9 protein-coding genes are annotated in these 14338 nt (G+C 30.5%); all 9 read right to left on the bottom strand.

Annotation, left to right across the window (positions count from 1 at the left end; translation table 11 throughout):
• Nucleotides 1–5 precede the first annotated feature (5 nt).
• The 9 genes from WHA43_RS10970 to WHA43_RS10930 are packed head-to-tail and all read right to left on the bottom strand — an operon-like array spanning nt 6 to nt 14338.
• Nucleotides 6–1589: a sulfatase-like hydrolase/transferase gene (locus WHA43_RS10970; RefSeq protein ID WP_105047084.1), complete on the bottom strand. Its 1584-nt coding sequence runs from the start codon at nt 1587–1589 to the stop codon at nt 6–8.
• Between the two features lie 7 nt (nt 1590–1596).
• Nucleotides 1597–2760 (bottom strand): alpha/beta hydrolase, encoded by a 1164-nt coding sequence (locus tag WHA43_RS10965; RefSeq protein ID WP_170039613.1) that lies wholly within the window; start codon nt 2758–2760, stop codon nt 1597–1599.
• A 9-nt stretch (nt 2761–2769) separates the two neighbouring features.
• Nucleotides 2770–4416: a sulfatase family protein gene (locus tag WHA43_RS10960; RefSeq protein WP_105047082.1), complete on the bottom strand. Its 1647-nt coding sequence runs from the start codon at nt 4414–4416 to the stop codon at nt 2770–2772.
• Nucleotides 4385–6007, bottom strand: coding sequence for a sulfatase-like hydrolase/transferase (locus tag WHA43_RS10955; RefSeq protein WP_105047081.1), 1623 nt, complete (start codon nt 6005–6007; stop codon nt 4385–4387). The genes WHA43_RS10960 and WHA43_RS10955 overlap by 32 nt, the downstream gene beginning before the upstream one ends.
• A 45-nt stretch (nt 6008–6052) precedes the next feature.
• Nucleotides 6053–7354 (bottom strand): L-fucose:H+ symporter permease, encoded by a 1302-nt coding sequence (gene fucP / locus WHA43_RS10950; RefSeq protein WP_394372828.1) that lies wholly within the window; start codon nt 7352–7354, stop codon nt 6053–6055.
• Between the two features lie 51 nt (nt 7355–7405).
• On the bottom strand, nt 7406–9688 hold the full coding sequence (locus WHA43_RS10945; protein ID WP_105047079.1) for a GH92 family glycosyl hydrolase: 2283 nt from the start codon (nt 9686–9688) through the stop codon (nt 7406–7408).
• A 6-nt stretch (nt 9689–9694) separates the two neighbouring features.
• On the bottom strand, nt 9695–11953 hold the full coding sequence (locus WHA43_RS10940) for a GH92 family glycosyl hydrolase (RefSeq protein ID WP_226742895.1): 2259 nt from the start codon (nt 11951–11953) through the stop codon (nt 9695–9697).
• 9 nt (nt 11954–11962) lie between these two features.
• Entirely contained in the window at nt 11963–13249 is a 1287-nt protein-coding gene (locus WHA43_RS10935) for a glycoside hydrolase family 71/99-like protein (protein WP_105047077.1), read from the bottom strand.
• Between the two features lie 9 nt (nt 13250–13258).
• A complete protein-coding gene (locus tag WHA43_RS10930; RefSeq protein ID WP_146104921.1) occupies nt 13259–14338 on the bottom strand; it encodes a glycoside hydrolase family 99-like domain-containing protein in 1080 nt (359 codons plus the stop codon).

Raw genomic sequence — 14338 nt, 5'->3', positions numbered from 1 at the left:
ATAAGTTATATTAGTTTTCTTTTTAAAACACCTTGATAGTGTTTAGAATTATTTTTTTGAAGCCAAAGTAACAAATCATTTTTTAAGTCAGCTACTATGTCTGCATAACGATTTTTATTGGGATTTTTTCCTAACAAATTATTCATTTCAAAAGGGTCATCTTTTAAATTATATAACGCATCTAATACTTTTGAATCTTCAGTATAGGGTATCATCATTTTCCAACCATCTTTAACAATCATGTAATTGGGTGCTGTAGGCCCTCTATAATCCCATTCTGTTACGACATACTTACCATGATTTGTTTCTTTGTTTTCGATTAAATCTCGTAAACTTTGTCCATCAGATTTGTAATTCCCCACCTTTAAATAATCTATGATTGTCGCAAACAGGTCAACATTTGAAACATACCCATCAACTTTAGTATTTCCAGGGATTTCGCTAGGCATTGAAATAAGTAACGGAACATGTGATGATTCTTCATAGAAAACATTTTTTTCGCGCATTCCGTGAGCGCCTAACATTTCTCCATGATCGCTTGTAAAAATGATTAAGGTATTTTCTGTAAGATTAGTTTCTTCTAATTTATCTAAAATTTTACCAACCCAAAAATCAATTTCAGAAATTAATCCGTAATAATTGGCAATCATATATTTGATTTTTTCTTTATCAGCAAATTGGGTTAACTTTTCTCGATTATTTGCATTTTTATATGGTGAGTTTTCCATTTGATCATTAATGCTCTTAGGAACAATCATTTTGTTTGGATTGTACATAGAGTGATATGGTTCTGAAGGAATCATAGGTGCATGCGGGAAGTGAAATGAAGTTGTAATGCTAAAAGGTTTGTCTTTTATTTTCTCAATTGCATCTATTGTTTTTTTTGCATAAAATGCTGTGATAGTGTGTTCTGTTGGGATGGAAGATTTTCCATGATAATTGGGTTGTGATTCAGGTTTTTTATTTTTTAAATCTTTATAGGTTAATCCAAAATTAACATCTATTGGATCTGGCACATATGGCCTGTTTGAAAAATAATCCAATAGTTCACCTCTTTCAAGATTTCTTTTCGGAAAAACACTGTCTAAATAGTCCTGATATAGGTAGTTTTGTCCACCATGATCAAATATATACTTTCCATTTTTTGCATATTTTTTATTGTTTTTATAAACCTTGGCATGATTAGTCAATACGTGCCATTTGCCAAAATAGAATGTATGATACCCTTTTTCAGATAAAATTTCATCAAAAGTTTTCATGGTCATTACAGGCTCAGTATTGTAATAATAGGTTTTATCATTAGTTGTTACACCATTGGTGTTTATAGTTGTCCCTGTTAAAATACTTGCTCTTGCTGGGCCACAAACTGCTACTGGAGTATAAGCGTTTTTAAAATAAGCACCACTTTTTGCCAATCTATCTAAATTGGGTGTTTTTATTATGAAATTACCAGCTATTGTCAACGCATCATACCTTTGTTGGTCTGTAATTATAAATAGTAAGTTTTTTTGTGTTTTGTTTTGAGACACTAAATTTTCAATGGAGTAAAGACAAAGTATCAAAGAAAAACATAAAAATAGCCTTTTCATTTTTAATTTAAGTTTTAGTATAATTAAATGCTCTATATTTTAAATCTCTATCTACAAGATTTATCTCATAAATCATTTTATTATTTTCACGCATGAAAAAGCTTCTAGTTTCACCATTAAAATCACAAAGAATTGTGTCTTGTTCTAAAGAAAATAAAAATTCTTTTACAATATTATTTTTAGAATTTACAAAAGTACCTTTTCCATCTTCATAAAAATTTATTGTAATATTATTTAACTTCCAAGAACCTAAAATATCTACTTGATTGATAGTGTTTTTCTTTGTCATTCCATGTAACTTTTGATTCAAAAGAGATTCTATGGCATTTAAATCAGTGTTTTTTAATTGAAATTCTTCAATAAATAAATTGGCTATTTCCAAAACACTTTTTTTCATTACCTCTGGATAAGACGGATTTAAACAAGTGTGATTAATATTTTCATATAGAATAATTTTTACTTTACCTCCAGAAGTTTTAATTTTATTAGCAAAATTTTCTGTCTGAGAAAAATGGCATAAAGCATCTTCTTTACCATTGAATAATAAAGTAGTTGGTGGCTTTTTTCTTAAATTATAGAATGCAGAAGCTCTTTTGCTTTGTTTTTTTGTAGATAAACCATATAATTCCCTACCTTCTTTATTAGGAAATGATGATTTTTCGGGATCATGATCTACTAAATTATACATCCCTTCCAAACCAACAAAAAGTCTAGAATTTTGGTATTTTTGAGCCATTATTGCTGCTAAAGTTGATCCTGCTGATGCGCCACCAAAACCTATTCTAGTGACATCTGCATTAAACATTTCTGAATTATCCATAAACCATTTTACGGATGCTTTTAAATCATTTATAGCATCTGCAAAAGTTGCAATATTTCCTTTACATCTGTATGCTAAACCAACATAAATAACTCCTAATTGATTTGAAATAAAAGGTGCATCAGATGGAAGAGTTGCTGGAGGAACTTTATCTTGTGTTCCGCCATTCCAACCACCACCGTGAACAAAAAAATATACCGGCATTTTACTTTTTGTCATATTTTTTGGAAGCAAAATTTTTATAGGAATATCAAAAACCCCTGATTTTACAGCTATAGTATCAATTAATTTTTGAGCATTACTATTTGCTACATAGAAAAAAGCAAGCAATAAGAATATCTTAATTTTCATATACATATCTTAATTTATAAATTCACCAAAAGGTCTTTCTTTAAAAGATTTTAAAAACTGAGTTAATACATTTTTCATTTCTTTAGCTTTAGTACTATCTACAGAAAATAAATTTGTTTTTTCATAAGGGTCATTTTCAAGGTTAAATAGTTGATTGGGCTCAAAATAAAGCTCATTATTTTGGGATGCAGAATTCCCTAAATGTCCATTTCTAACATAGTATGGATATTTTAATGAAACGCCTTTCCAACCTTTAAATTCAATACCTTTCTCTATGTTTCTTTGTGTTTGTTGGTCATACCTCACAGCAATATATTTCCAATTCTTGGTCATTACACCACGAGCGAAACCCAATTCAAAAAATAAATATTCGTGAACTGGATGCTTACTTCCATTTAAAACATTTTTAAGACTAACTCCATCAAAATTTAATTCATTTTTAGATTTTTTAAAATTCACTCCTGCTAAATCTAAAAATGTTGGTGCAAAATCAATGTTTTGAACAAGTTCATCATAAGTTTGATTTGGTTTTATGCCATTTGGCCAATGCATCATAAGAGGTATTTTAGTTCCACCCTCATATAATGTAGTTTTACCTCCATTGTAATCTCCATGATCTGAAGCAATAACAATCAATGTATTTTCATAAATTCCTTCATCTTTTAATTTTTTAACAATTGCACCAACTGCATAATCAAACCAACGTAGCCAAGCATGAGCCACATCTTTGTCTAATTTTTTTACTTCTTCCAAAATTTGAGCTCTTGTTGGAAGATAAGAATAAGACATATCTTTATAACCTTCTCCAGTGAATTTAGGATTTGCATCTAAACCAAAAACATACATTCCATCATTTTTAATCCAAGGTGCAGGTCCATGTGGAATGGTTTCACTGTAATAAAGATAAAAGGGACTGTTTTTATTTTTATCAATAAAATCTAGTGCTGCTTTATTTTTCCACTCTACATTATGCACATTTATGGAATCATTATGTAACTCTTTAAGGTTTGCTGCATAAATTGCATTTGCATAATCAAATCCATATTTTTTAATAATTTCTGTCCACTTTTGATGATTAAAAGCCATTGCTTCAGAGACAATTTTATGATTAGGGTCTGCATCTTTATCATATTCTTTAAAACCATTTTTAACCCAGTTTTTTCTTTGATTTACAAGGTCATGTTCAATAACATGAGATTTTCCTACAAAACCTGTTTTATACCCAGCTTTTTGAAGTAATCTTGGTAAATTATCCCTATCCATCTCTAATTCCACATTATTCTCTACACGAGTCATACTTCCAATAGGATGTTGTTTCAAAAATACTTTCCCTTCTGATCTTCCTGCATAACGTCCAGTTAAAGCTGTATATCTACTTGGTGAACAAACAGAGCTAGATACATAAGCTCTTGTAAAAATCATACCGTTTTTAGCTAAATCATCAATTATTGGTGTATGCACTTTTGTTTCACCATTAAAACCAAATGGTCGTGATTGATTTTTTATATCATTCTGCTTTGGTACAATAGGACTGTGATCATCTGTCATTATAAAGATGATATTAGGTTTTGAATTGTTTTGAGCTGATAAATTGTGATATATAAAAAAAAGTAAAACGAAGATTTTACCTAGGATTTTCATTTTTTGTATTTCCATTTTTTAGTTTATTATTGATTTCTTTGAATCCCAAACCTGAAACTTTATTTTTAAAATCATTAAAATAACCTTTTAATATTTCGATGTCTTTTTTATTTTTTGGATCATTGATACCATTTTTAATTTCTAACGGATCTGTAATTCTATCAAAAAACATATCCCCAAAATCCCTATAATCTTGTTTTGGATTGACAAGATTTTCTTGCATGATGCCTAATTTTTTACTTTTAGTAATTACTGTTGATTGAAACCAACTTTCAGATACAATATACTCCCTCTCTATTGATTTCCCTTTTAGAATAAGTTTTTCGAGAGAGAGTCCTTCTAACTTATTATTTAATTTAGGTGTCTTTAAATCTAAAATATCAATCAATGTTGGCATAATATCTGTAAGTGTCACTAGCTCTGCAGTGTGTTTGCCTCGAACTGTTTTTCCAGGAATTCTAATCATTAAAGGGATGTTTAATATATCTTCATAAACATTGTGCCCTGCAGCTGCCTTCTCTACCATTCCATGATTCCCAGCAAAATCTCCATGATCTGTTGTATAAATAATGATGGTTTCTTCTTTTATGTTAGCTTTATCTAAAGCTATTAAAATTTCACCAACATAATAATCAATCTCTGTAATTAATGCATAATATGCTCCAATAAAATCTCTCCAAAGTTGTTCATTTTTAAAAGCTTTATCCATATTCCATACTTTGTTTCCTCCATTTCTTTGAAATTGAAGTAATGGAGGCAAATCTTTGGTTGGTTGATAAAAACTTGCTGGAATTTTAATAGCACTTTTTAATTTAGTTCCTTCACCCCATTTACTTACATCATACATATCCATAAACTTTTTAATTGGATTGTAGGGTTGATGAGGTCTGTAAAAGGAAGAAAAGCAGAAGAATGGTTGATCACTATTTTTTTGTTGATCAATCATTTTAATGGTTTCAAGAGCGGTATATGCTTCCATTGAATACCCAAAAGGTAATTTAGAAATACGAGTACCTAAATCGGCTATAGGTATTTTAACGTTTTCATCTTTACTGCCTTTTGGGCCTCTCCCAAATTCTGCAGCCCAATCATAAGAAAATTCACTCTGATACCCTTGTTCTGTAATCCAACTAAGATAGTTCCCATGATCACCCTCTTCAGCATGTACCTCTTTTCTTATATCCCAACCTTTATCACCACCACCTTTTAAATGTCTCTTGCCAAAAGCAAATGTTTTATATCCATTGTATTGAAAAATACTTGCTAAAGAAGTTGCTTCATCTGTAACAGAAGTTTCTTCATTGTTATCCATTAAACCCAATGTTCTTGGATACAAACCTGTCATTAATGACATTCTAGAGGGTACACAAATACCTCTAGTGGCATAAGCTCTATCAAAAACAATAGACTCTTTTGATAGTTTATCTAAATTTGGAGTGATAACATCTGGATGGTTTTCAAAACCCATTGTTTTTTTATTATGTTGATCAGAAAAAAGAATTAAAACATTAGGTTTCTTTTTAATGTTAGGTATTTCATTTTTATTTGTTGAAACCAACAAGGTCATCATAATAAAAACATAAAATAGTTTATTATATACAAACATAATTTATAATTTAAAGATAAAAGATTTTAATTAAAAGCAATAGATTCATATTTTTTTAAAAACAAAAAGACCATACCATGAAATAAACATAAAACAAACAAATGGTAATATAAATGAGAAATTGACCTCATAAACCCCAAAAATCTGGAGGTCCGCTACGCCATTTCCTCCAGCATCAATAATCATACCTTGCAACTTTGGCATCAAAGCACCACCTACAATAGCCATAACTAGTCCTGCTGAACCTACTTTTGATTGCTCTTCTGAGAGATCATTCAAGGCAATTCCATAAATTGTTGGAAACATTGCTGACATAAAGAATGATATTCCTACGAGGCAATACAAACCAACAATTCCTTGAATAAAAATTGTGCCCAATGCAAAAACTCCAGCAAATAAAGCAAAATACATTAACATTTTTCCTGCGCTCATGAAACGAAGTAAATAAGTACCTATTGCTCTTCCTATTGTAAAAATGATAAATGCTGCCATTTGATAATAACCTGCTGTAACACTATCAATATCTATTGCTTCAGCATATTGGTAAATGTACGTCCAACACATTATTTGGCCACCAACATATAAAATTTGTGCTACCACACCCAGCGTATATTTTGTATTGGATGCTAATACTTTAAATGTATCAATAATATCTGGCATTTCACCATCAGCTTTAGATTGAGGCATTTTACTAATTAAAAAAACTACAAAAACTAACGAAATAAATAAACCTAACATTACATAAGGGTCTCTGATGACCATTAAATCAGAAGTTTTCATCAAAATTTTAGAAGCCTCTTCTAATGAACTAAAATCTTCAACATCATCAGATTTAAGATTTTTTAACACAAATTGTTGTGCAACAAATAATCCTGCAATTAAACCTAAAGGATTAAAAGCTTGGGCTAAATTTAACCTTTGTGTTGCTGTTTCTTTTGGTCCAAGTGCCAATGCATAAGGATTTGCCGCTGTTTCTAAAAAAGCAAGACCGAAAGTTAAAATATACAATCCTAGGCAAAAGAATAAAAAACTTTCTGATTGTGCAGCTGGATAAAATAATAAAGCCCCTGTTGCATACAAAGCTAATCCAATTAAAATTCCTACTTTATAGGAATATTTTCTCATAAACATTGCAGCAGGAAGTGCCATGCAAAAATAACCTCCATAAAAGGCCATTTGAACCCAAGCAGCCTCTGAATTAGAAAGCTCTAAGACTTTTTTAAAAGCTTGTACCATAGGATCTGTTACTGCATTTGCAAATCCCCATAATGCAAAAAGAGACGTAACAAGTATAAAAGGAAGTAATACTTTTTTATCAATTACAGGTGTTTTTGTATTGTTCATCATAAAATAGTTGAATAAATTGATTTTGTTATTTGTGTTACTATGAAATGGTTGTTATTTTGGTAAATTGCCCATAGTAAATTCTAAAACGCCTCCATTTAGAATATCTTCATGTTTGAAAAATGGTTTTTGAAGAACTTTATTATTTAAGGTCATTTTTTGAATGTATTTATTTGTTTTACTATTGTGAATTACTTTTATTGTAAACTTTTTTCCTGACTCAAGATTGATGGTTACTTTGTCAAAAATTGGTCTACCTATGGAATAAGTTGGGTCTCCAGGATTAAAAGAGTAAAATCCCATTGCATTTAAAACGTACCAAGCAGACATTTGACCACAATCTTCATTACCAGCAAGACCATTTGGATTATCGAAATACAATTCAGACATAATTTTGTCTGCTAACTCTTGCGTTTTCCATGGCTGATCAACAAAATTGTAAAAATGAGTTATATGATGGCTTGGTTCATTGCCATGTGCATATTGGCCAATTAATCCTGAAATATCATTTGAAACCTCATCACCAACTAATTCAGAACTAGTTGAAAATAACTCGTCTAATTTTTTAATAAATGCATCTTTTCCGCCAACCAACTTTACTAAACCATCTACATCATGAGGCACAAACCATGACCATTGAAAAGCATTTCCTTCTGTATAATCATCTTTACGATGCCTAGAAAAACGAGGATCAAAAGGCTCTCTCCATTTTCCATCTGAATTTTTTCCTCGCATAAATCCAGTTTCTGAGTCATAGTATTCAACATATTTTTTTGATCGACTCATAAAATAATTATAATCATCAATTTTATCTAGTTGTTTTGCCATTTGTGCAATACACCAATCATTATAAGCATATTCCAATGCTTTTGAAACTGATTCGTTTTCTAAATCTGCAGGAATGTAAGGTTGATTTTGATGATACCATTTTCCTTTTGGCATCAATAACTTTTGAACTTGCTTCGAGGGAAATTTTACATTAATTGTATCGTATTTACTTGCATGAACAATTGCTTGGTATGCTTTCTCTATATCAAATCCTCTAATTCCTTTTTGATAAGCGTCAACAATTACAGGCACTGAATGGTAACCAATCATACACCCTGTATAATTTGCGTGTAATTCCCACATTGGCAAAACGCCTCCTTGATCATATTTAGTGAGTAAAGTACTGATGAACTCACTAGTTCTAGTAGGATCTGTGATTGTTTTTAAAGGATTGAAAGCCCTAAATGTATCCCAAAGTGAAAAAACAGTATACGTGTTTTTTGAGGTAGATTTATAAATTTTTTGATCCATTCCTCTATACCTATTGTCAACATCAGAGAATATATTTGGTGCAATACTTGTGTGATATAGTGATGTGTAAAAAATTTTCTTTTCAGTTTCTGTACCACCACTTACTTCGATTTTAGAGAGCTCTTTTTTCCATTTTTCATGTGCTTCTGTGGTAACTTTATCAAAATTCCAGTGTTTAATTTCTGCATCTAGGTTTTTTTTAGCTCCTTGATAATCTACAGAAGAAATTCCAACTTTCACCAACACTTCCTCATTTGGTTTCGTATCAAAACTTAATACCGCAACTAATTTTTTTGAGTAATAATTTGGTAATTTTTCAATTTTTTTTCCATCCTCATAAAAACTACAAGAAAATGGTTTATTGAATTTTGCATTAAAAAATATATTTTGATTGGTTGCCCATCCACCTGAACCTTTGTAACCTGCAATTTCAGTATCAGAAATTAATTTAAATTCATGTCTTGGTTTATTATCTGGATAAATATTGTGAGAAAGATCGATGATAATTCCCGATTTTCCTCCATCCTTAAAAACATACTTATGGAAACCTGCTCTTGTTGTGGCTGTTAAAGAAGCTTGTATATTGTAATCTTTTAATAAAACACTGTAAAAACCTGGGGAGCATTTTTCGTCTTTATGATAAAATCTAGAACGATAACCACTATCAGGATTTTCTGGTGTTCCTGGATTGATTTTAGCTTCTCCTTTAAAAGGCATGAATAAAAAATCTCCTAAATCACTGATTCCTGTTCCGCTTAAATGTGTGTGAGAAAATCCTAAAATTGAATTATCTGAATAATGATAACCACCACATGCATCCCAACCCAAAGTTCTCGTATCTGGACTTAATTGTACCATTCCATAAGGAGTTGTTGCTCCAGGAAAAGTATGACCATGACCTCCAGTACCAATAAAAGTATTGACGTATTTAGTATTATCAGTGCTTGATTTTAGATCCTTTTCGGTTTTGTACCCAAAGGAATAAATGAGCAATAGACCTAATCCAATTAAAACGATATAACCCTTAATATTCTTCATTTCTTTTTATTTTATATTGAAAACTTTAAAAATTGAGGAATCTTTATTTGCTAACTGTTTATTTGGATATTTTCCCATTTCAAGTGTTATGATCCCTCCATTTATGATATCATTATGTGTAAACCAAAGTCTGTCAATTTCTTTTCCATTTATAAATACTTTTTGAACATACTTGTTTGTTTCACTACAATTTGGTGCGTTTACAATGAATTTCTTACCATTAGGTAAATTAATAGTTACCTTTGAAAACAAGGGACTTCCTATAGTATATGCAGGAATACCTGGCGTAATTGGATAAAAACCCATTGCTGAAAACACGACAAAGGCTGACATCCCTCCACCATCTTCATCACCTGGAATTCCGAAAATATTGTCTTTAAACCAAGTATTTAAAAGCATTCTTATTTTTTTCTGTGTTTTCCATGGAGAGTTTGTAAAATTGTATAAATAAGGGATGTGAAACGAAGGTTCATTACCCATAGAAAACTGACCAACAATACCAGTGAAATCTGGGAAACGTGCATTTAATTCATAGGTAGTTCTTCCTAGATCTTCTCTAAATAATTGATCTAATCTTTCTTCAAAATTTTTTTTACCACCCATTAATTCTTGTAAACCCAAAATATCTTGTTGTACATTCCATAAATAAGTCCATCCATTATTTTCATCATAGTAATCTCTTCCTCCCATTCCTCCATCAAATTTCGGATCAATATCAATCCAAGAACCATCCTCATGTTTAGGCATAAAGAATCCTTTTTCATGCCAATAGAGATTTTTATAGTTTTGAGATTTTTCTAAGAAAAATTTATAATCATCCATTTTGCCTAGTTCTTTCGCAAACTGAGCCAATGCCCAATCGTCATAACTTTGTGCAAGTGTTACTGCTACAGCCTGCCTTTTTTCAAAATCATGCACTTGAAGTTCTGTTTCTTTTTCACCTATTCTTAAAGCAGGAAAATATCCTAATTGATGAGCTTTTTTATCTAAGGGTGCTAAACCACCCATTTTCCATGGAATCATAGTGCCTTCTAATGCATTTTTTTTCATGCCTTCAAATGCTTTTTCTGCATCAAAATTTCTAATTCCTTTTTTGTAAGCATCTAGTAACATGATTGTAGAATGAAAACCATTCATTGGAGGAGCATCTCCATGAATTTGAGGAAACTGAGGTAACCAACCAGATTGTTCATACATTCTTACATAGGAAGCCATCATGTTTGATTGCATTTCAGGATGTAAAATAAATCGCAAGGGATGTAGCGCTAAATAAGTATCCCAAACCCAATCATCTGCATAAAAGTCTTGCTCATCTTCGTGAATTTTTTGGTCGTAATTACTGTAGTATTTGCCATCTTCAGTAATATTTATCATTCTTTCATAAGATCGATATAAAGCAGTATAAAATGTTCTTTTATAAGCATCTGTCCCTCCTTCTACCTCAATTTGATTCATCACTTTTGACCACGCTTGATGTGCTCTACTTTTTAATCCTTCAAAATCAAAATCAGGAATTTCTCTATGTAAATTTTTCTTTGCTTGATCTACACTAATAAAAGACAATCCGTATTTGAAATTTATTTTTTTTGATTTGTTATCGTTCCATGAAATCCAAGAATTTAAGGAATCTCTCTGTATCAAAACTTTAGTTGCATCTGTTAAAGAATCAATTTTTGCATAGACAAAAGCTTCCATTCCTTCAAATACCTCAGATCCTGTCAATGATCCATCAATATGTAAAGTCCAATTTTCACCACTCAAGTTTTTTAAATACAATTTTCTTGATTTATCATTTTGATAATTGAATCTGAAATAACCGGCTTGAGCTGCAGGTGTAAACTCAACAGTAATATCATAATCTTCTAGCCAAGTACTATAATAATATGGATGAGCAATTTCCAATTCTTGATCCCAAGCAGAAATTGGCGCTTCATTTTTTGGCAAGTCTCCTGAAACAGGCATGATATTAAATAGTAAATCTGACCGATGTTTCCTTGTAGTTAAAGGAAAAGATGTTATTTGATCGTCTCTATAATCATCTCTTTCTGGATACATACGAACCATTGAATTAGGAAGATGAATACGTGTTCTTGTTGGTTGTAAAAATGGTGCTACTCCACCAATTTGAGGATCAACAAATTTTACATTATCAACTAAAACAATTGCCTCTTTTTTACAAGATAAAACAGTAATTATTAGAAAAAAAACATAAAAAATGCTCTTTGATGAATGTGAATTCATCATTATAAATTTAATAAAGCTCATTTTGGGGATTTATTTTTTAAAAGGATACAATGGTTTTTCTTCTCTTAAAAGTATTTCTTTCTTTAACATTTTTGAGGCTTGTCCTGTGAGCCATAAATAATAATCTGATGGGAGACCTTCATAGGTTAAAAATTTATTTTCTCCTATAGGAGGATTATCAGTTACTTTAAAAATACAGGTTCCTTCATCCATCTCATCAAACATAGCTACATATATAGTTTTTGCATTAGATGAAATAGCATTGTAATATTGACGCCATAAAAAGTCGCCTTTTAATCTTGGGATATCATCTATTAATGAAGGATCTTGTTTTAAATTACTCCAGCTAAACCCAGGAAAAACAACTGGCATGTACAATAATTTTTGTGCTTCACACCACTCAATATCTTTACTAGTTTTTTGTATTTTATGGTTATCCACTCCCTTTAAATTTTTATATCTTCCTGGAGTCCAAGGATGTACAATATCAGCCATTTTAATTACTTCATGTAATTTAGGATCACTAACTGCATCATTTATGAGTTCTCTCCAATGTGTTGGCACGCCTAAAAGGACAGTACAATTACCATAAATTGGATCATTTTTAAAGAAATTTATAATTGCTATTACATTATCTAAAGTATAGTTTCTATTTTTAAAACCTACTCCCCAAATTGCAACAACTGCTTTTGATTTATAGGTTAATATATTTGGGTTATTGGGGTTATTTAGTTTGTAAGTATCTACCAATTGTTTCCAATCATTTTTGGTGTTTTCAACTACATCTAATTGCTTACTTCCAGATAAATCATACATTACACTTAAAACGCGATCGTTATTTTTTGCGCCATTAAAACAATTATCAAAAACAACATTAAGATTATTTTTTAATTTTTGATTTTTAAAATTAGCTGTAAAGCGTTGTACAAAAACTCCATCAATGCTGTAATCTTTCATCCATTTAAAATGACGATTCACTGTTTTGGGATTGGCAGAACTGAAAAGATATGCTGTATATCCGTCTTTATGAACAAAATCTGTTGCCTCCAATTCATCTTTAGAAAATTCCGAAAGATCTGGCCAAAAATCAATAGAAACATTTCCTGGTTTAAATGAACCTTTATTACCATAATGTTTCCAATCTAACTGGGCTCCATCATTTTTTGTATTGAACCATCCCTGATAACCTGCAATTACTTTTCCAATAATTGTTGTTTTTTTTATCTCAATAGTAGTATTTTCAATCTTTGAAGATTGACCATTTATTGAAGATATTATTGAAAAAACAAAGACTAAAACAAATTTTATTTTACTCATTTTTAAAATTTAATTTGTTTTAAATTCTTCACGGACAATTTTTAAATAATCTTCTCCATAACTTTCTGCTGCTTCAACTTGAGTATCATTATTCCAATTATTAAAAGAATCTAGAATAATTAATTTACTATTACCTGTTGCTCTTCTTGCAATATTGCAGAAATCTCTGAACCATTGTGCATTTTTTTCAATTATAAATGTTGGACTTCCTGGATTTTGAAGACGAATATTTATTGATGGAGAAATTGTTGGCACATATTCAATGTTATACTTATTCCAAGTATTCTTATGGTAGTTAAATGCAATATCTGTGAATTTGTGAAAAGTATTTAAAACATCGTATTGGTTTACATTTATCAAAGCATAGGTTTTATGAGTTACTGCATCAACTGCATTTATAAACCTAAAATCAAACCTTAAAGTTGGGGTCCATTCTTGTTGATCTCCAATAATAAATAATTCAAATCCTTGATTGCTAAGTTCAGCTCTCATTTGTTGATATAAGGCTGCATTATCATCTGAAAATAAATTAAATGCATTGAAGATGTAAACTACTTTTTTACCATTGATACTCATATAATTTGATTTTTGAAAATAAGGTATCATTTTTGTAAAATCATCTATAAATTTGGTAACTAAATTTCTTGCTTCAATCCTATTATTGTTGTTTAGGTTCATATTTGCAAAATTATAGCTAATGGCAAATTTGATGTCGTTTGCATTTGGAGCTGTTAGTAATCCATCTATGAATGAAATATCTTGATTGTACTGAGAAATATTATTTGATGATCTCATTTCAAAAATAAAGAAATCAATTCCTGCTGTCTGCGCTTGTTTTACATGCGCTTCATAAATTAAAGGATCTCCTAAATTTCCATTATAAACCCCTATTGTTGGTGTTTCTACAACAGTACCTAACCTTCCAAAACGAAGATATCTTGAACCAACTATATAATCAGATGTAACAGGAACCTGAGGAATATCATAATCTAATATTGTATTTCCACCCTCTGTGATATCATCTTCTGTGCATGAAAAAATAGATAATATGACTAGTAATGTTAAGAATTTATTTATTAAAGCTTTCAT

Source organism: Polaribacter gangjinensis (genome assembly GCF_038024125.1).
In the GTDB taxonomy this organism is placed as follows: Bacteria; Bacteroidota; Bacteroidia; order Flavobacteriales; family Flavobacteriaceae; genus Polaribacter; species Polaribacter gangjinensis.
Note: the sequence above shows the minus strand (reverse complement) of the source record. Positions and strands in the feature narration are given on the sequence as shown.

Coding starts and splice junctions, on each gene's coding strand:
- WHA43_RS10970 (WP_105047084.1), bottom strand. CDS start 1,589: ATGAAAAGGCTATTTTTATGTTTTTCTTTGATACTTTGTCTTTACTCC.
- WHA43_RS10965 (WP_170039613.1), bottom strand. CDS start 2,760: ATGAAAATTAAGATATTCTTATTGCTTGCTTTTTTCTATGTAGCAAAT.
- WHA43_RS10960 (WP_105047082.1), bottom strand. CDS start 4,416: ATGGAAATACAAAAAATGAAAATCCTAGGTAAAATCTTCGTTTTACTT.
- WHA43_RS10955 (WP_105047081.1), bottom strand. CDS start 6,007: ATGTTTGTATATAATAAACTATTTTATGTTTTTATTATGATGACCTTG.
- fucP (WP_394372828.1), bottom strand. CDS start 7,354: ATGATGAACAATACAAAAACACCTGTAATTGATAAAAAAGTATTACTT.
- WHA43_RS10945 (WP_105047079.1), bottom strand. CDS start 9,688: ATGAAGAATATTAAGGGTTATATCGTTTTAATTGGATTAGGTCTATTG.
- WHA43_RS10940 (WP_226742895.1), bottom strand. CDS start 11,953: ATGAGCTTTATTAAATTTATAATGATGAATTCACATTCATCAAAGAGC.
- WHA43_RS10935 (WP_105047077.1), bottom strand. CDS start 13,249: ATGAGTAAAATAAAATTTGTTTTAGTCTTTGTTTTTTCAATAATATCT.
- WHA43_RS10930 (WP_146104921.1), bottom strand. CDS start 14,338: ATGAAAGCTTTAATAAATAAATTCTTAACATTACTAGTCATATTATCT.